Source organism: Chryseobacterium lactis (assembly GCF_003815875.1).
Classification (GTDB): domain Bacteria; phylum Bacteroidota; class Bacteroidia; order Flavobacteriales; family Weeksellaceae; genus Chryseobacterium; species Chryseobacterium lactis.
This window is the reverse complement of record NZ_CP033924.1, coordinates 264,556-284,161: the sequence shown is the minus strand read 5'-3', so window position 1 is coordinate 284,161 and position 19,606 is coordinate 264,556. Positions and strand designations below refer to the sequence as shown.

The 19,606-nt window shown below is 36.2% G+C and carries 17 protein-coding genes and 1 tRNA gene; 3 read left to right on the top strand and 15 right to left on the bottom strand.

The genetic code is table 11. The features are described from left to right. Positions 1 to 365: 365 nt before the first annotated feature. The 9 genes from EG342_RS01305 to thrA all read right to left on the bottom strand — a co-directional run bounded on the left by EG342_RS01305 (position 366) and on the right by thrA (position 9,537). Positions 366 to 1,196 carry a glycosyltransferase family 2 protein gene (locus tag EG342_RS01305; protein ID WP_246008711.1) on the bottom strand — a complete coding sequence of 277 codons (831 nt, stop codon included), beginning with the start codon at positions 1,194 to 1,196 and terminating at the stop codon, positions 366 to 368. 427 nt (positions 1,197 to 1,623) lie between these two features. Further along, positions 1,624 to 1,851: a glutathione synthase gene (locus EG342_RS01300; protein ID WP_103292073.1), complete on the bottom strand. Its 228-nt coding sequence runs from the start codon at positions 1,849 to 1,851 to the stop codon at positions 1,624 to 1,626. A gap of 517 nt (positions 1,852 to 2,368) precedes the next feature. Continuing rightward, positions 2,369 to 2,442, bottom strand: a tRNA-Cys gene (locus EG342_RS01295). A 58-nt stretch (positions 2,443 to 2,500) separates the two neighbouring features. Beyond that, entirely contained in the window at positions 2,501 to 3,010 is a 510-nt protein-coding gene (locus EG342_RS01290) for an RDD family protein (protein ID WP_103292075.1), read from the bottom strand. Positions 3,011 to 3,049: 39 nt separating this feature from the next. Then, a complete protein-coding gene (locus EG342_RS01285; protein ID WP_103292076.1) occupies positions 3,050 to 4,414 on the bottom strand; it encodes a DUF4403 family protein in 1,365 nt (454 codons plus the stop codon). Positions 4,415 to 4,447: 33 nt separating this feature from the next. Beyond that, entirely contained in the window at positions 4,448 to 4,816 is a 369-nt protein-coding gene (gene folB / locus EG342_RS01280) for a dihydroneopterin aldolase (RefSeq protein ID WP_103292077.1), read from the bottom strand. A 5-nt stretch (positions 4,817 to 4,821) separates the two neighbouring features. Next, complete coding sequence (thrC, locus tag EG342_RS01275; RefSeq protein ID WP_103292078.1) at positions 4,822 to 6,126, bottom strand: threonine synthase; 1,305 nt, start codon at positions 6,124 to 6,126, stop codon at positions 4,822 to 4,824. Positions 6,127 to 6,146: 20 nt separating this feature from the next. Then, a complete protein-coding gene (locus EG342_RS01270; protein WP_103292079.1) occupies positions 6,147 to 7,073 on the bottom strand; it encodes a homoserine kinase in 927 nt (308 codons plus the stop codon). Between the two features lie 13 nt (positions 7,074 to 7,086). Further along, positions 7,087 to 9,537, bottom strand: a complete 2,451-nt coding sequence (gene thrA / locus EG342_RS01265) for a bifunctional aspartate kinase/homoserine dehydrogenase I (protein ID WP_103292080.1) — start codon at positions 9,535 to 9,537, stop codon at positions 7,087 to 7,089. A 345-nt stretch (positions 9,538 to 9,882) separates the two neighbouring features. Here thrA and EG342_RS01260 point away from each other — a divergent pair, with 345 nt between their 5' ends. Both EG342_RS01260 and EG342_RS01255 read left to right on the top strand, forming a co-directional pair. Next, complete coding sequence (locus tag EG342_RS01260; RefSeq protein WP_103292081.1) at positions 9,883 to 10,077, top strand: hypothetical protein; 195 nt, start codon at positions 9,883 to 9,885, stop codon at positions 10,075 to 10,077. A 67-nt stretch (positions 10,078 to 10,144) separates the two neighbouring features. After that, on the top strand, positions 10,145 to 10,363 hold the full coding sequence (locus tag EG342_RS01255; RefSeq protein WP_103292082.1) for a hypothetical protein: 219 nt from the start codon (positions 10,145 to 10,147) through the stop codon (positions 10,361 to 10,363). Between the two features lie 43 nt (positions 10,364 to 10,406). Here the strand turns inward: EG342_RS01255 and EG342_RS25040 are convergent, their stop codons facing one another. From EG342_RS25040 to EG342_RS01240, 4 genes are all read right to left on the bottom strand, one after another. Next, positions 10,407 to 10,568 (bottom strand): bacteriocin-like protein, encoded by a 162-nt coding sequence (locus tag EG342_RS25040; protein WP_164465139.1) that lies wholly within the window; start codon positions 10,566 to 10,568, stop codon positions 10,407 to 10,409. Between the two features lie 54 nt (positions 10,569 to 10,622). Beyond that, complete coding sequence (gene nadA, locus EG342_RS01250; RefSeq protein ID WP_103292083.1) at positions 10,623 to 11,642, bottom strand: quinolinate synthase NadA; 1,020 nt, start codon at positions 11,640 to 11,642, stop codon at positions 10,623 to 10,625. A gap of 105 nt (positions 11,643 to 11,747) precedes the next feature. Continuing rightward, entirely contained in the window at positions 11,748 to 12,311 is a 564-nt protein-coding gene (gene gmk, locus EG342_RS01245; protein WP_103292084.1) for a guanylate kinase, read from the bottom strand. A gap of 90 nt (positions 12,312 to 12,401) precedes the next feature. Beyond that, on the bottom strand, positions 12,402 to 13,259 hold the full coding sequence (locus EG342_RS01240; RefSeq protein ID WP_103292085.1) for a YicC family protein: 858 nt from the start codon (positions 13,257 to 13,259) through the stop codon (positions 12,402 to 12,404). A 304-nt stretch (positions 13,260 to 13,563) separates the two neighbouring features. On the opposite strand from EG342_RS01240, the gene miaA reads away from it, so the two are divergent. After that, positions 13,564 to 14,484 carry a tRNA (adenosine(37)-N6)-dimethylallyltransferase MiaA gene (gene miaA, locus EG342_RS01235; protein WP_103292086.1) on the top strand — a complete coding sequence of 307 codons (921 nt, stop codon included), beginning with the start codon at positions 13,564 to 13,566 and terminating at the stop codon, positions 14,482 to 14,484. A 156-nt stretch (positions 14,485 to 14,640) separates the two neighbouring features. Here miaA and EG342_RS01230 read toward each other — a convergent pair whose 3' ends face one another. Both EG342_RS01230 and EG342_RS01225 read right to left on the bottom strand, forming a co-directional pair. Further along, positions 14,641 to 16,053: an efflux transporter outer membrane subunit gene (locus EG342_RS01230; protein WP_103292087.1), complete on the bottom strand. Its 1,413-nt coding sequence runs from the start codon at positions 16,051 to 16,053 to the stop codon at positions 14,641 to 14,643. Positions 16,054 to 16,266: 213 nt separating this feature from the next. Then, positions 16,267 to 19,449, bottom strand: a complete 3,183-nt coding sequence (locus tag EG342_RS01225; RefSeq protein WP_103292088.1) for an efflux RND transporter permease subunit — start codon at positions 19,447 to 19,449, stop codon at positions 16,267 to 16,269. Between the last annotated feature and the right edge of the window lie 157 nt (positions 19,450 to 19,606).

Sequence of the window (19,606 nt, the reverse complement as noted above, 5' to 3'; positions counted from 1 at the left end):
ATTTTAATTATAAAAACTAAAAAAAACTGTATGATAATGGAAATTATTGATGATTCATTGATTTTGGAGTTGGGTATTTTGTTTGCCTTATCAATGCTTATTATTTCTGGATGTTGTTGTGTTCTTAAAAAAATTAATCATAAATCTGGATTTTGGTGCTACACTTATGATTTTCCGTATTGGAAAAAGTACAATAAGAAAAGATACCAATAAGCCTTATACAATATTCTGTTTGGATTTTTCTAAATAGATTTTTTTCATCATTTGTGTTTTTTAGGCCTCCGAATGGAGGCCGTTTCTATTTTATATATCCTCACCTAAGATTTTGAAAATAAAAAACTCCTCAATTGCTGAGGAGTTTGTACTTATAGATTTAAAGTAACCTTTATTTTATTGATGAGGCGATGAATTTTGTTGGTTTGATAGTCAAGCAATTCATAGATTTCCTGAGAGCTGGTATAAGATTCGGGGACCAGTTGGTTGTTTATTTTTTTTATACCTCTTCTTTTCATGGTGTCGTGGATTACTCTTGCAAAGGACTCTTTTGCATTTTTCTTTGCGCTTTGCTGTGAGATCCCATTAGAATGAAGACGGTATAGATAGAGAGGTTCTTTTATATATTTTACATCACCATACTCCAGTACTTTTAAATATAAATCCTGATCTACGGCACTTTTTAATTTTGGATTAATACCTGAGGTCTTTAAATAAATTTCTTTTTTAAAGGTAAAAAAGTGAGCAAACTGAGTCGGGCAATTAAAAAAGTAGCGGCTGTTGTAGATTTGCTTGGTGCTGGCAAAAACTTTGTCGGGTGTAAGCTCATTATTACATAACATCATTTGAGAGTAGGCTGCTACAATCTCATGATCACTGATGAATTCATGTGCCGTTTTTTCCAGGGCTTCCGGATAGAGGGCGTCATCCGGATCTAAGTAGGCGCAGATTTCACCTTCTGCATATTTCATGCATTCTCTTTTGGTAAAGCCACAACCTTTATTTGTTGAATTGTAATACAGCTTAAACCGGGGATCATTATTAATGAATGATCTTATCACTTCTACCGAATCATCAGTAGAAGCATCATCTACAATAATAACTTCCCAATTTTCATAGCTCTGACCGATTAACGAGTCATAACAATCCTTAAAATACTTTCCATTATTATAGTGGGCTATAAGTATAGAAAATTTTATCACAATATTTTGAATTAAATTATAGGTAAAACTATGACTTTATCTACTTTAAAAATATAACCTCGATCATAGCTTATGTTGTATTTTTTTCTTATATTATGGAGATTATTAGTGTAAATTTTATTTTTAAACTTTTATATGAGTGTGAATGTGGTAAAATATATCAATCTTTTTTGTTGTGAGACAATAACATAGATAAAATATTGAATGAAGCTGGACTTATATAATCAAAACCCTTTCGTAGCCTCAATAAATAAAATGTAAAGCTCAAATTTTATGAGTGGAGTCATAAAATAGATAAAAAAGACTGTATAATTTTGAGATAGGATTAAACGATTAAATTTTTATTTCTGATATAAAATTTTTTTTTCATCATTTGTGTTTTTTGAGGCCTCCATTTTGGAGGCTTTTTTTGTAAGTACTAAAACACTTAGTTGTCAAAAAATATTCTTCCATCAAATGGCTTATCCCAAACGATAAACACAAAGTCATCAAATCTTCGTATTTGAACCTGGACTGTTTCATATTCGTTTTTTTCATTGAGTCTTTCTGTAATGAGATTAGAACCTTCACCTATTTCTGACACTTTAAACTGTAGTTCGTACTCATTATCTTTATTTCTGACGAAATCTTCTTTCATGAAAATTTTATTTTCCATAATATTGAAATTTAATGATTTTATTAAATAGAAGAATAAATTATGCCATTTTCCGTTTTTTTAATATCAATTATTTTGTAGTATATATAATTGTGCTAATTTTTTTAGGAAATGCAAATTTTTAACTTAGTTGATTTTCTATTATGAATTTTTTATTAATTTTGTCGAAGGCTTGTTTTTATTTAAAACTCCTGTAATTAGTATCGAAAACTTTTTAATAATATTAAAAAAACAGAAGAAATTATTGAAAAATATCGGTTGGTTTCAGAAAAATATATTTAAAAATATTTTTTCTAAAATTGCGATTCTGGCACGATTTTTCAATATACAAACGCAACTCATGTTTAATTTGAGTTTTCATGGTTATTAGTTTTTATCCTCGGAATTTCCGAGGATTTTTTTTTGCCTATATAAAATGTGAAAAGAGATCGTTTTATAAGATTTGAGAATGAAAATAATAAAATCAGAATGATCTTAACAGGACATAAAAAAACCTCTAAAATAAATTAGAGGTTTTTGGAGGTACCTAGCGGATTCGAACCGCTGTAGATGGTGTTGCAGACCACTGCCTAGCCGCTCGGCCAAAGTACCATTTTTACCATTTTTGAGGTGTGCAAATATAGCAAAAATTCTTTATGAACAAAAGTTTTTATGCAATTTCTTTCCTTCCAAGCTCATCGATTTCGCTTTTTGCCTGTCTTTCAGCTTTATAATTTTTAAGGTTAATTACCCTTGTTTCACTCCAGCTGTCGTGCCAGCCATTTTCTCCAATGAAAGAAAATGCATCCAGGGGGACAAATCTGGAAATATTCCGGATAAAATAATCTTTAAAAGTCGGTTCGCTTCCATCAATACAAATCACTTTGCTTCCTGTGATGTATTTTCCGATAGATCTTCCTTTGGTAAAATATTCAATAAGGAAAATGTATATAAAATAAACTGAAGCCGTGATCAGGATATCTGTGACTTTACTTACGGAAGCCATTTTCTGAACAATCTCGAAAAAGAAAGCGATACCTGTCAGTTCATAAAGTAAGGATGAAAAGAATCCAAAGGCAATAAAAATGAAATATATGACAAGTCTGTCAATGATAAGATGTGCCAATCTTACCATTTTCTGTGACCTGTTTCTGTCTACAACGGCTAAATATTTTCTCATGGTGGTTATTAGTTGATGCTTAGTTTTTTAGTTTAAATTTTAAAATCCATTAACAAGTAATTTTAAAGCTGCATTGGTGTCAATGACCGCTGTGATACCGGTATCGCTCAATAGAATTTTGCTGGGTTTGAGGTTGAAAACTTTTCCGGTCATTTTTAAACCTTTGTAATATTCTTTGTTGAATGCGTCTTCAATACTTTTCCTTGATGCTTCTTCCAATTCCTGAGTTGGAATTCCGTATTCTTCTTCAATCATTTTTACGATTTTTCCCTGAAACAGGAGAGATGCGGTTTTCTGCAGAATATTGGTCGTCTTGAGTTTAAATTTCGTATCAGACAAAACGATTTTCCTTTTTGCTTCATCATAAACCGGAATTCCCGAAATAATGGATGTTCCCTTAATATAACCGTCCGTCTGGGCTTCAATCACAACTCTGTTGTCAACACCATATACCCTGATGTCTGTCACTTTAACCTTGGAATCACGAATATCAAATTCTTTATTTAAAAAAGTTTTTCTGGCCATACCACTTGCTTCTGTAAAAGGAATATTGGCCGTAGTCTGCAATACAAAACGATCCGCCACAGTAGGGGAAAAATTAAAATTGGCAGCTGAAGTTACCGGTAAAGAAGCTCCCGGCTTATTTCCTGTAAAAGTTTCGGAGTAGATATCAAGCCCAAGGGTAGCCGTGATCTGGTTTCCATAGAATTTTAACGGAGTAATATTAACTCCGACAGGGCTTATTTTCAACCAGGTATTATATTCTTCTGAAATATTGAACGGTTGTAAAAAAGTATTCCAGGCCATTACGGCATACTGCTGGAAGTTTAATTGGGTAGCCATTTGCTGATCAATCGTTTTGCAGAACTTTTCCTGTTGCTCTTTCAGATTCTTTTCAACAATTGGAGTGATTGGAATCTGAATTTTTCCATAATCCAGAACGGGTTTTGTGACCCATCTGAAACCATTGGGACGGGTAGTGGTAGTAATTGTCCAGTTGTTTTTAAAACTTACCGTAGTGTTGAAAGACATGACCGTTTCAAAAGTGGTATTCTGATAGGTGTATACACCCAGAGTTCCTATTCCTTTCTCTGCCCATATTTTTAAAGGAACTTCAATCAAAAGATTTTGACTGGTACCTCCAACCAGGCGAATGGGTCTTGTTTTCCATACTTTTACCTTGAACTGGTCGTTATTGTTATCTGTATAAGAATCGTCCTGATAAATCAGATCTTTCACAGAAGCATTAACCATATTACTCAGTTCCGAAAGTGGAATCGTTACAGGCATTGTAATACTCGATCTGATTTTTGGAAAATTGTAATGGGCTAATTGATTATCAACACCGGTTTGTCCAAAAACGTTGATACAGGTAACTAAAAATAATATTTTAACGAATTTCAATTTGTATATTTTTTATAGAACGAAAATAAGAATTTAATTTTCAGGCTTAAAACTTTTTTCCAGTTCAATGCTGGCTCCTTTCATCTCTCCCTGCATCGGTGGGGCAGTTTTTGTGATTTTAAGCTTAATATAATCAATCTGTGGAAAGCTATTATAAATTTTTGAAATAATTCTACCTGCTACATGTTCCAGAAGTTTTGATTTTATTTTCATCTCCTGATGAAGGATATCATTGATGTCTGCGTAGCTTATCGTATCATTAAGATCATCGGATTCTGATGCTTTCCAGAGATCGGTATGAAGTTCCGCATTGATAATATAATAGGTTCCTATAATATTTTCTTCAGGCAGAACTCCATGATAGGCATATATTTTTACATCTTCAAGATATATTTTGCTCATTGTTTTTAATTTTGATGAAGCAAAAATCGTCTTAATTCTTCAAAATCTGGATTTATTTCTACAGTTTTTTTCTCCTTTGTCATTAAGTCATTTAATGCTTCCGGAATATCGATTTCCAGATGTATTGCCTTTTCTACTGCTTCCGGGAATTTTACAGGATGAGCGGTTCCCAGGATAAACCCCTTTTTATCCGGATTTTCCTCCAGATATTGCTTCAGGGAGGCAAAGGCTACGGCAGTATGCGGATCAAGAATATAATTGTATTTTTTATAAACTTCTTTAATGGTATTCATTGTGTCTGTGTCATCAGTGGAGTAGGCTGAAACTTTATTTTTAAATGAATCAAATTGATGCCCGAAGAGTTCCAGAATTCTTACAAAATTACTTGGATTTCCCACATCCATAGCATTGGATAAGGTGGGCAAAGCTTCTTTTGGTTTAAAATTTTTAGTCTGTAAATATTCGGGAATGATATCATTTGAATTACAGGCGGCAATAAAATGTTCTGCCGGAAGTCCCCTGAAATGAGCCAGAAGTCCTGCGCAAATATTACCAAAATTACCACTCGGAACACAAATAACAGGTGCTTTTTGTTCAATTGACTGCCATTGCTTTAATGCTAATAAATAATATATCTGTTGTGGAAGCCATCTCGCAATATTAATAGAGTTTGCCGAAGTCAGAAATAGCCTGTTATTTATTTCCTCATCAGAAAATGCTTGTTTAACAAGGTTTTGACAATCATCGAAACTTCCGTTGACTTCCAGGGCAAAGATATTTTTGCCCAAAGCAGTCAGTTGTTTTTCCTGAACATGGCTGACCCTGTTTTTTGGATAAAGGATGACAACTTCAATTCCAGGAAGATCATAGAATCCATGGGCAACTGCGCCGCCGGTATCTCCTGAAGTTGCCACTAAAACAGTTACTTTTTTATTTTGATCCTTTAAAAAATAAGACAGGCACCGGCTCATGAACCGGGCGCCAATATCTTTAAACGCCAGTGTAGGTCCGTGAAAAAGCTCTAAAACGGAAATGGTATCATTTATTTTTTTTAAAGGAATTTCAAAATTCACTGTTTCATCAACAATGGTCTGTAATACTTCGGAAGGAATTTCATCCCCTACAAAGTCTTTCATACAACGGTAAGCAATTTCCTGATCAGAGTATTGAGACAGATTGGTTATAAAATCTTCTTCAAACTGAGGAATATTTTCAGGGAAAAATAAACCTTTGTCTTTACCTTGGCTTTTTATAGTTGCTGTCTTGAAATCGACCGCTTCAAACTTGTCTTTTAAATTATAATATTTCATTATTTTTTATGTGGATTATTTTATGATTCTTCAATAATTTCAATTCCTGTCGGATTTATTTTTGAAACGTAGGTATAGCTTTCAATCTCCATCTGATTGTAAACAGATTTCATGAGATGGGCTATTTTTTCAGCCGTTTCTTTTTTTTCTGCAAGCATAAAGATGGAAGGCCCGGATCCTGAAATTCCTCCTCCAAGCGCACCGATTTGCAGGCTTTTTGTTTTGATCTCATCAAATTTTGGAATTAAAATACTCCGTATAGGTTCTACAATCACATCGTTCAGACTTCTTCCGATCAAAGAGAAATCATTTTTTTCTATTCCGGCTATGAGTCCTGCAATGTTTCCCCATTGTTCTACCGCACTTTTCATAGGGATAGTTTTCTTTAAAATCTGCCTTGAATCTGATGTTTTTACCTCAACCTGAGGATGTACTGCTGCGACAAATAAGTCAGGAGTATTCAGTGGAATAATATCAATTGGAACCGTGGATTTCACCAGTGTGATACCTCCGTAAATACAGGGTGCAATATTGTCTGCATGGCGTACTCCGGATGCCAGTTCCTCCCCAAACATGGCAAAATGAATCATTTCATCATCAGATAAAATATTTCCCAATAATACATTGGCTCCAAAGGCGGCTCCGGCGGCACTTGCCGCACTGGAGCCGAGCCCGCTTCCCGGTTTGATATGTTTTCGGATCGTTACCTCAAATCCGGTAGTAAGTTTAAGGTGTTCGTGAATTTTTTGAAGAACCACGCCGGCAACATTTTTTGAAGCTTCTTCAGGAAGTCCAAAGGAATCCACATGTTTTATAATGATTTCGGGGATGTCAAGCAATTTGATTTCCATTTCATCGTAAGGCTCATGGATGGCCATTCCCAGGATATCAAACCCGCATACCAGATTGGCAACGGTGGCCGGGACTTTTAGTTTTACTTTTTTCATATTTTTTTGTTTTTTAAACGGAACGGATAATATCTGCGAAAATTCCACTTGCGGTCACTTCGGCACCTGCACCGGCGCCTTTTACAACCAATGGTTGCTCAGAATACCTCAATGTTTTGAAAATAACAATATTGTCTTTTCCGTACAGGTGGAAGAGATCGCTTTCCGGAGAAACATGCTGAAGACCAACTTTTGCTTTTCCATCTTTAAATTCAGCTACATATTTCAATATTTTACCTTCTCTCTGGGCGTCTGACCATAGTTTTTTAAAATGGTCTTCATGTTCTGTAAGTTTTTCATAGAAGTTGTCTACACTTCCCAGCATGCAGGCTTCAGGAAGAAATCCTACGTTTTCAATTTCGTCAAATTGAAGGGAATATCCAGCTTCTCTGGCAAGAATTAAAATTTTACGGGCGACATCAGTTCCGGATAGGTCGAGTCTTGGATCCGGCTCTGTATAGCCTTCCTTTTGTGCCTGAGCTACCACTTCAGAAAACATTCGGCTTCCATCATAATTATTGAAGACAAAGTTTAAGGTTCCACTAAGTACCGCTTCAAGAGAAGTTATTTTATCTCCGCTTTTAATCAGATCATTAATGGTTCCTATTACGGGAAGGCCAGCTCCCACATTGGTTTCAAAGTGGAAATTGCAGTTGTGATTTCTGGCGGTATCCTTTAATGTTTTATAATTGTCAAAATCTGATGAAGCTGCAATTTTATTACAGGCTACAATATTGATACTCCTTTTTAATAAACCTTCATACACTTTCGGAATTTCGGAGCTTGCTGTAATATCTATGAAGACAGAGTTTCTTAGGTTCCGGGATATAATTTCCTGTGCAAAATCGTGTACTGAAGCTTCGTGGCCGTTTTCATTCCAGGTGATATAATCTTCCGGGGAGATTCCCTGATCAGAAAACAGCATTTTACGGCTATTGGAAAGTCCGGCTATTCTCAGGTTGATGAGAAGGTTTTCTCTCAAATATTGATTTTGATCATAGATCTGCCGGATCAATTTTGAGCCTACGTTACCGGTTCCACAAATATAAAGATGTACTTGTTTAATTTCCGATTCAAAAAATTCTTCATGCAGAATATTGACTGCTTTTCGGGTATCTTTTTCAGAGATGACAATGCTGATATTTCTTTCGGAAGATCCCTGTGCAATTGTTCTGATGTTGATCCCATTATTTCCCAGGCATCCAAACATTTTAGCACTTACTCCGCTTCTGCTTTTCATGTTTTCTCCCACAAGTGCCACAATGGAAAGTCCAGTTTCAATCTTTACGGGAGAAATTCTTTTTAAACTGATATCATCTGCAAATGAAGCATTAATGACATGCTCGGCAGCCTGCCTATCTTTTTCATGAATAGCAATGGTAATAGAATGTTCTGAAGATCCTTGTGTAATCAGGATCACATTGATATTCCCATGCTGAAGTCCCTGAAACAATTTTGCAGAAATGCCGGGAATTCCCACCATTCCACTTCCTTCTAAAGTAAGTAAAGCAATATGACTCATATTTGAAATTCCCACCACAATTTGTTTTTTTTCATTTTCTGAACTTTTCAGACGATGAGAAACCAATGTCCCATGAGCATCCGGATCAAAAGTATTTTTGATTTTAAGATCAATGTGTTTTGTCATGACGGGTTGAATGGATGGCGGATAGAGAACTTTTGCTCCAAAATGCGACAGTTCCATAGCTTCATGATACAATATTTCTGAGATTGGTTTGGCATGTGATGCAAGACGTGGATCAGCAGTCATCATTCCGCTTACATCGGTCCATATCTGAAGTTCTTCTGCTTGAATGGCAGCAGCAATAAGAGCCGCTGTATAATCCGAGCCACCTCTTCCCAAGGTGGTTATATTGTTTTTTTCGTCCTGAGCAATGAAACCAGGGCCAATGATAATTTGATTAGGATGAATATCCAGGTACTGTTGGATATTTTTTTCAGTGAGATCAATATGTACTTTCGCCTGGGTAAAGTGGCTGTCTGTTCTGATTAGCTGTGAAGAATCCATCCATGTACAATCCAGATTCTGATATTGAAGTCTTGCGGCGATAATGTTGGAAGATAAAAATTCACCGTATGAAGTAATTTTATCTTTTGTTCTGTCAGTAAGCTCACCCAGAACAAAAATCCCGTTGTATAAATCTTCGATATCGTTAAAGTGCTTTTTAACAAAGCTTAGCCATGAACTCTGTTCTAAAACAGGGATCAGTTCCTTGACCAGTTGCAGATGTTTTTCTTCAAGGTTTTTAATGATTGATACATAAGAATCATCTTTAGCAGCAGCATATTCAGCCGCTTTGATCAGTTGGTCAGTAACACCATGCAATGCCGATACAATGACTACAATTCTATTTTGCAGAGATTCTTTTTTTATAATTTTTTCGACCAGTAAAATATTCTGTGAGTTGGCGACGGAAGTTCCGCCGAATTTTAAAATTTTCATCAATTATTTATTTGAGATTGAATAAAAAGGAAGTGTTTACTCTTTAGAAAAAGAGTACAGGAGCCCAAAATAATATGTGAAAATTTACCCCGTTATGGGGTAGTTGTTGTAGTTGTAATTGTAGAAACAGAAGATATGCCTGAAATAGGTGATTTCAGAGCAGAAATATCAGATATGTTTCTTAATAAACTCATTGTTAAAGAACAAATGTACAAATTATTTTGAAATAGCAAGGGTTTTTAAAATAATTATTGTAACTCTTATTATAGAGAAGTAATTAATAGATTATTTGTATTAACTAACTAAAAATCCTACATTTATCATCTGAACTATAACAAAAAAATCATGAAAAATTCAAAAAAAATGAGCAGATTGAGCTTAAAATCAATCAACGGTGGTGGAATCGGAAATTGTAATGAAACTTGCCCAGACGGTCCATATGGACCAAATGAACAAAAATCATGCGGAGACTTTGCAGCCCTTTCTGAATGCTGTAAAAAAAGAGTGTTGGCTAGCTGGGAATGTTTTGAACCTTTTTAATTTATTTATCATAAAAGAGTACTGTAAAAGAATGCTCTTTATTTATAATTTAAAAAACTAAAATAATATGAAAACAATTAAAAAATTATCAAAATCCAGCTTAAAGAATATCTATGGTAAAGGAATATCTGGTTGTGGGGGATGTCCTACAGGTGGTAATTATGGTGAAGGACCGGAGTATACTAATAGCTGCTGGAGCTACTGGGCGTTATCTGCAAATTGCAGAAACTGCGTAGATGTAAGTGCAGATTGTTACGGTCCTGATTATTCTGACTTCTATAAGTAAACTAAAAATATAGGCTATCTCATCGAGATAGCCTATTTATTTTTTAACAATCAACAGGGAAGTAATGCAACTTTGGAATACACACAGGCTGTCCATAACATCCTATATCGCAAATTTCACTTATTCCGCAACGGCTGCAAGAACCTCCTCCGGCTCCGTTTACATTTTTAAGATTTTCTCGGTTTAATCTCTTTAAATTTTTCATATTTATTATTAGTTTAGATTCCAAATATAATAAATATTCAATAGTGAAAAAAAATTATTTTATGCTTTTTGAAAGATCAAGCATAGCCTCAATAGGTTTTAGTGCCCTCAATCGTAATTCTTCGTCGATCAGAATCTCAGGAAGTTCATACTTCATACATAAGTATAATTTTTCCATGGTATTACGCTTCATGTAGAAACATTCTGAGCAATTGCAGCTTTCATCAAAAACAAGTGCCGGAATCAATTCTTTGTGAGGAGCACGTTTTCTCATTTCGTGAAGAATTCCCTCCTCAGTAGCAATGATAAATTTTTGACAATCGTCTTTTTCCACATAATTCAATAGGGCAGAAGTGGATCCTATAAAGTGGGCAAGCTTCAATACTGCTTCTTCACTTTCAGGGTGAGCAATTAATTTTGCATCCGGATTATCTGCAAGCTGCTGAGCAATTCTTTCCATTGAGAAAGCTTCGTGTACCACACAGCTTCCATCCCAAAGGATCATATCACGACCGGTTTTTTTAGATAAATATCTTCCTAAGTTTTTATCCGGAGCAAAAATGATCGGTCTGTCTGTTGGAAGTGCTTCAATAACCGTTTCAGCATTTGAGCTGGTTACGATGATATCACTTTCTGCTTTGGTTTCTGCATTACAGTTGATGTAGGTGGCAATTAAAGCATTAGGATGCTGCTCACGCATTTTTCTCAAGCCTTCACCGGAACATCCGTCTGCCAGAGAGCATCCAGCCATTGTATCAGGAAGAACTACTTTTTTAGTTGGGTTCAGAATTTTAGCAGCTTCTGCCATGAAATGTACTCCACAGAATACAATCATATCAGCATTGGTATCTTTTGCCTGTCTTGCCAGCTGTAAAGAATCACCCAGGAAATCAGCGATATCCTGAATTTCTCCCGGCTGGTAATAATGGGCAAGAATTACAGCATTCTTTTCTTCTTTAAGCTTAAGAATTGCTTTTACCAATTCTTCTCCTTGAGGAATTGCTATATCCTTTATATCCAGAAACCCTTTTACAGGAATCGCAGATTTAGCTTTTTCTAATGTTTCGGTACTCATATCAACCTCAGTTTTTTTATTATCAGAAGTCAGTGGTTAGAAATCAGAAGTCAGATGGAGAGTGTATGGTGGTACTTTCATCATCCTGTTTCCATTTCACAGCCCTTAGTTACTGATAAAACTTTTTATTAAACTTTCTATTTCTTTTTTTGCTATATCAAGATCGGTATTGATCACAATCATGTCAAACCCGGTGGCATAGGACATTTCTTCCTCAGCCTTTGCTACACGGGTTTTGATGGTTTCTGCATCATCAGTATTTCTTGAAATCAATCTTCGTTCCAATTCTTCAATGGATGGGGGTTCTATAAAAATAGATAACGCTTTTTCAGCAAAATATTTTTTTAAAGAAATACCTCCTTTTACATCCACATCAAAAATAACAACTTTTCCCTGATTCCAGATTTTTTCTACTTCAGATTTTAAAGTACCGTAATATTTATCAGTATATACTTCTTCATATTCTACAAAAGCATCTTCTGAAATTTTCTGTCTGAACTCTTCAGGCGTCAGAAAATGATAATCCACGGCGTGAATTTCACTTCCTCTTGGCTGTCTTGTAGTACAGGAAATTGAAAACTTAAGTTCCGGAAATGTTTCCAGTGCATGCTTTACCAATGTAGTTTTTCCGCTCCCGGATGGTGCTGAAAATATAATTACTTTGTCCATATTTTTTCGTTTCACATTTCGGATTGCGAGTTCCGGGGTTATTTTACCTTTTTCCGGTGTAATTATAACCTCGGCTCTCGCACCTCGTAACTACAGTACGTTTAATGTCTGTTCTTTAATTTTTTCCAAATCATCTTTCATCATAACAACCAGTTTCTGAATGGCAGCATGATTGGCTTTTGAGCCTAAAGTATTGATTTCTCTTCCGATTTCCTGGGAAATAAAACCTAGTTTTTTTCCATTAAAATCTTCATTATCCATCACTTCTTTGTAGTACTTAAGATGCTGGCCAAGTCTTACCTTTTCTTCTGAAATATCCAATTTTTCAGTAAAATAGGCCATTTCCTGGTAGAAACGTGTTTCATCAACGTTTTCAAATTCTTTGAGCGTTTTCTGATAACGTTCTTTTACACTTACAATTCTTTCTTCCTCAAAAGGAATGACTTCACTCAGATATTTATCAATATTCTGAATGTTTCTGTTTAATTCTTCATGTAAAATACTGCCTTCAGTCTTTCTGAACTCTTCGAAACGATCTATAGCTGCATAGACGATTTTGGCTAATGATTCCCATTCACCCTCCGTAAGCTCATCAGGTCTGGAAGTAATAGCGTCAGGAAGTCTCACTGCCATTTTCAGATATTCGAAGTCGGGACCGTCTGATGCAATATTTTTAAGTTCCTTGACATAGGAATCAATTAAACTCTTATTAATTTTTACATCGTTAGATTCTTCAAGGTTTTCCAGGTTAACGTAGCAGTCTACTTTTCCACGGATAATTCTATCGTTAAGAATTTTTCTGATTTCAAATTCTTTTTCTTTATAACGTAAAGGAATTTTAATATTTAAATCAAAGCTCTTGCTGTTCAATGATTTAATATCTATTGTTATTTTTTTTCCTTCAAAAACACCTTCGGCTCTACCGAAGCCGGTCATTGATAAAATCATAGTTTTTTATTGTTGTACAAAGATAAACATTTAAAGTCTATAATGTAATAAGATGAAACTTCAACATACATGATCTGATTATTCAATGTTAAATTCATTGTAAACCATTAAGATTTTAAGTAAGAAGTTGAGAATATAAAGATGAACTTCGCTTTTAACGTAATGCCTATGAAAAATCTATTTGTCTTCATTAAACTTAATGACATAAATGTTCTTACTAGTTCAAAATAAATCATAGCTTTTTTTGTAGATTTTGTCTTTAAAAATAAAAATTCAAATAAACTCATTTTCGTAAATTAGCGCTGTGAAAAAGAAAAATTTGATTTCTGTAGTAGGACCCACCGGAATTGGTAAAACGAGATTGGCAATTGATTTGGCTCAACATTTCAATACGGAGATTGTTTCCTGTGATTCCAGGCAGTTTTTTAAAGAAATGAAAATAGGTACCGCAGCACCTTCAGAGGAAGAACTTGCCGGAGCACCTCATCATTTTATAGGAAATCTTTCAATAGAAGAATATTATTCCATAGGGCAGTATGAAGAAGATGCTCTGCAAAAACTCAATGAACTTTATAAAACTCATGATACCGTTATTCTTGTTGGCGGCAGTATGATGTATGAAAAAGCAGTCATTGAAGGTTTAAATGATTTGCCTGAAGCAAATGCTGACAACCAGGAGAAACTTCAGAAAATATTAGAAGAGGAAGGAGTAGAAAAACTTCAGGAAATTCTAAAAGAACTCGATCCGGAATATTTTGGAGTGGTAGATATTCACAACCATCGCAGACTTTTAAGGGCCATTGATGTCATCTGGCAGACCCATAAGAAATACTCGGAACAGATTGCCGTTTCTCAGGATTCCAGAGATTTCAATGTGATCAGAATTGGAATTGAAGCATCGAGAGAAGAACTCTACGACAGAATTAATCGCAGGGTTGATATCATGATGGAAAATGGACTGTTGGATGAGGTAAAAGGTCTTGAAAAATTTAAAGGACTCACTGGATTGAATACAGTAGGATACTCTGAATTGTTCAAATATTTTGACGGAGAATGGGATCTTGATTTTGCAGTGTCTGAGATTAAAAAAAATAGTCGCAGGTATGCGAAACGTCAGTTAACGTGGTACAGAAAAGCGGATGATATTCATTATTTGCAGTTGGGATATACTCAACAGGATTATGAGGATTTACTTCACTGGATTTGTGAGCAGTTTCAAAAATAATTCTGAATAGGTGTAAGCTGTTTTATCCGTTCAATTTATGATATTTTATTATTTCACGCAGATAATGGAGATTTCGCAGATCTGTATGTTACTTTGTAAGAAAATAAAAATGCGGCTCCTGAGAACCGCACTAAAACAATATAATTTATTTACTTACTACTTCCAACCGCCGCCCAGCGCTCTGTATAAATCTACAATGCTGCTTAATCTCTGTCTTTTAATGGAAGCCAGGTTGAGTTCCGCCTGAAGCGAATTTCCTTGTGCGGTAATTACTTCAAGATAATTGGCTGAACCTCCTCTGTAAAGAAGTTGTGCACTTTTAATTCCATCCTTTAGGGTGGTTGCCTGTTCGGCAGCTTTCTGTTCCTGAGTCTTTAAACTTTCGTTAGAAACCAAAGCGTCGGAAACTTCACCAACGGCATTCAGGACAGACTGACGAAATGCCAGTACATTTTTCTCCCGCTGTATTTTGGCTACTTCCAGATCTGTTTTCAATTGCTTTTTCTGGAAAATAGGTTGTGTCAGTCCTCCTAATACTGAACCAAATAACGATGCCGGAATCTGGAACCAGTTATCAAATTTGAATGAATTTACTCCTCCGTTTGCTGTGATTTTCAATGCCGGGTACATGCTTGCCTGTGCAATTCCTACCATAGCATTAGATTCCAGCAATACAAGTTCCTGCTGACGGACATCCGGTCTGCGGCTCACCATTGCTGCTGGAAGTCCTGCACTGATGTTTTGAGGAAGAGAGCTGTCAGACATTTCCAGCGTTCTGTTTACTTTATTCGGAGTCTCACCAACCAGAATACTCAATGCATTTTCCTGGATAGCAATGTTTTGTTCCAATTGAGTAATCAGAAGTTCGGTAGCCTGTTTCTGAGCACTTGCCTGTTGTACTCCTAAAGAAGTGGTATCACCACTTTCCCACATTTTTTGAGTGATCAGTAAGGTGTTATTTGTTAACTCCAGATTTGATTTTGCAATACCTAATTGTTTGTCAAGCATCAGAAGATTATAATATCCCTGGGCAATCGCTGCTACAACCTGAGTCTGAATCGCTTTGGAACCTTCATAAGTCTGCAGATACTGCATTCTTGAAACTTCCTGCTGATTTTTGATTTTCCCCCAAATATCAGCTTCCCAGGAAAGATTGAAGGCTGCATTATAATCTTCAACGTGGCTTTGTCCTAAAAATAAATTTAAGCTTTGCCCGTTCATGCTATTTTTAGAAGGCTTTGAAATCTGACCTGTTACCCCGAATCCTACATCAGGATATTGCATGTATTTGGCTTGTTTCAGTTTTTCCTGTGATGCAGAAACCTGCTTTAAGGCAATCTGAAGGTCATAATTATTTTTAATTCCTTTCTCAATCAATCCCTGCAAAATAGGATCGTTGAAAAATTGTTTCCATTCCAGATTAGCAACACTGGCGGTATCGGCAGTCGCGGTGTACTGGAATTTTTCGGGAAGCGGCAGGTCAGGTTCCTTGAATGCCATTTTAGACACACATGAAACAGCTCCTAAAGCTATCGCGAATGTTAGAATTATATTTTTTAGTCTTTTCATAGTTTTTAAACTTTTAATTGAATACAAAACTTTGAGAGGTTTTTATATGCACAGTTTGTCTTTAGTAGGAGAAAATACTTTGCTTTTGTAAACCATTAAAAAGAGGTAAGGCGTACGTTTGATAAATCAGCTTACGACCCTTAGCTTTTTAATGAAATTTTAAATCAATTTTTTGTTTTAAAATTTCCTCAAAGTTTTGTAGTTCATTTTTTATTAATGAGGACTTGATAAAAGTTCTGCCTCCAGTTTTTGTCTTTGAAGTCTTTTCTTCTTTCTGCTTGGCATTTTTTCATGCAGGTACTGGAATATTACGTACATTACCGGGATGATAAAAATTCCGAAGATAACTCCTGTCAGCATTCCTCCCACGGTACTGTAACCGATTGAATGGTTCCCTTTTGCAGACGCTCCCTGAGTCCAGACTAATGGCAGCATTCCTACGATAAAGGCAAAAGAAGTCATCAGGATCGGTCTTAAACGTAATCTTGAAGCCTGAAGAGCAGATTCTATCAATGATTTCCCTGCTTTTCTTCTTTGTACGGCAAATTCCACAATCAGAATGGCATTTTTGGCCAAAAGTCCTACAAGCATGATCAATCCAACTTGTACATAAATATTATTATCAATTCCAGCCAGTCCTGTGAAGGCAAATACCCCAAATACTCCAGTAGGAATGGTAAGAATAATGGCAAACGGAAGGATGTAACTTTCATACTGTGCCGCCAGAAGGAAGTACACAAACAAGATACTTAGCAAGAAGATAAATACCGTTTGGCCTCCTGTTTTAATCTCTTCACGGGTAATCCCTGTCCATTCATATCCATAACCTCTTGGCAGTGATTGTTGAGCAACTTCTTCTACGGCTTTAATGGCATCTCCGGTACTATAACCTGGTTTTGGAGTTCCGTTAATTGTCACAGCGTTGAAAAGGTTATTTCTGGTTACCGTTTCAGGGCCAAAAGTTCTTTTTAAAGTCACCAACGTTTTTGCAGGAACCATTTCGCCCGTTTTATTTTTTACATAAATACCTTCCAGTGAGTTGGCATCTGTACGGTATGGAATATCCGCCTGAGCCATTACGCGGTAGTATTTTCCAAATCTGTTGAAATCGGATACAAAACTACTTCCGAAATAAATCTGCATGGTTTGCATCAATTCTGTCACTGAAACTCCAAGCTGATTGGCTTTATCTGTATCCACATCAATGGTGTATTGTGGATTTCCTGCAGCATACGTTGTAAATGCGAAGGCAATTTCAGGACGTTTCATCAGCTCACCAATAAATTTCTGAGTGGTTGTGCCTAATTGTTCAAAAGAACCGTTCGTTTTATCCTGAAGCATGAATTCGAAACCGGAAACGTTACCAAAACCTTGTACGGTAGGGAAGTTGAAGAAGAATGCATTCGCATCTTTCACCTGACTTACTTTTCCTGTCAGTGTCCCTGCAATCTGATCCGGATCTTTCATATCACCTCGTTTGTCATAATCTTTAAGCTTAATAAAACCTGCAGAATAAGGTGATGCATTGGCATTACTGATGAAGTTCATTCCGTCTGCCACCCATAGGTGATTGGTTGCTTTTTCACCATTGATAATTTTATCGATCTGTTCGGTAGCTCTGTGGGTTCTTTCCAATGAGCTTCCGGGAGGCGTATTCACCGCATACAATACAAATCCCTGATCCTCCGTAGGAATGAACCCGGATGGAGCTTTTTTAATCAGGAAGATACTTGTTGCTGTAATAAGCGCAAGACCTCCGATGGCAACCCATTTATTTTTAATTAAAAACTTAAGGCTGTAAATATATTTTCTGGTCATGTTGTTGAAGCTCGCATTAAAAGCATTGAAGAATCTTGCTCCAAAACCTGTTTTATGACCGTGTTCACCATGCTCTCCCTGAGGGTCATTTAAGAACATAGCACATAATGCCGGGCTTAATGTTAATGCATTTACAGCAGAAATAAGAATGGCGATGGCTAAAGTGAAGGCAAACTGTCTGTAAAATACTCCTGCCGGCCCTTGCATGAAACCTACCGGAATAAACACGGCACACATCACCAATGTAATGGAAATGATCGCTCCGGAAATTTCACTCATCGAATTCGTCGTTGCCTGTTCAACCGGCATTCCCGTTTGTTCCATTTTGGAATGGACGGCTTCCACTACCACAATCGCATCATCCACTACAATACCAATGGCGAGTACCAATGCAAATAAAGTAAGCATGTTGATACTGAATCCAAATAATTGAAGGAAGAAGAAAGTCCCAATAATCGCTACCGGCACTGCAATGGCCGGAATTAATGTAGATCTGAAATCCTGAAGGAAAATATAAACTACAATAAACACAAGAATAAATGCTATAACCAGCGTTTCCACTACCTGATGAATAGAAGCATCAAGGAAATCCTTGGAATTATACATGATAATTGGCTTCACTCCTTTAGGCAGAGTCGTTTCCATTACTTTGACCTGCTTTTCAATTTCAGTAAGAATTTCGTTGGCATTAGAACCGGCAGTCTGTAAGATTGCAAATCCGGCAACCGGTTTTCCATCTACTCTGTTGGTTGCCGTATATGTATAAGAACCAAATTCTACTCTTGCTACATCTTTTAATCTAAGGAATGATCCGTCACTATTGGCTTTAATAGCAATATTTTCGTAATCTTCACCTTTGTTTAGTTTTCCTTTATATTTAAGGATATATTCATACGTTTCCTTACTTCCTTGTCCAAGACGACCAGGAGCCGCTTCAAGGTTATGATCTTTGATTGCTGCAAGAACTTCCTGTGGAGAAAGATTATTAGCAGCCAGTCGATCCGGTTTCAGCCAGATTCTCATCGAATAATCTCTCGTTCCGAATACCTGAGCCTGAGCGACCCCAGGAATACGCTGTATTTGAGGGATTACGTTAATTTTCAGGTAGTTTTGCAAGAATAGTTCGTCGTATTGTTTTTCATCTTCGCTGGTAAGTCCCATAAACATGATCATACTGTTCTGAACTTTCTGCGTCGAGATTCCAGCCTGTACAACCTCTTGAGGAAGTTGACTCATTGCCTTTGATACACGGTTCTGAACGTTTACTGCTGCATTATCAGCATCAGCTCCCTGTTTGAAGAATACACTCAGGGTCATTGTACCGTCGTTACTTGAGTTTGACGTCATGTAAGTCATGTTTTCAACCCCGTTCACCGCTTCCTCAATAGGAGTGGCTACAGAACGTGCCACTACCTCAGCATTCGCTCCCGGATAAAAGGCGGTTACCTGAACACTTGGCGGTGCAATATCCGGAAAGAGGGCAATGGGTAAATTAAAGAGAGACAAAGCTCCCAATAATAAAAGTATTATGGAGATGACCGTTGAAAGTACCGGTCTTTCTATAAATTGTTTTAACATAAGAAGTTTATTTTTTAATGTTGTTTAAACTTTTTTAAAACACTCAAGTTGATGGAATGGGGCGCTTGAAAATATCAAAGGCACTTTAGATGAAAATTATCTGAATCAACATATCGTTGATTGCTTCAAATAACTTAAATGTTAAAAAAGAGATATA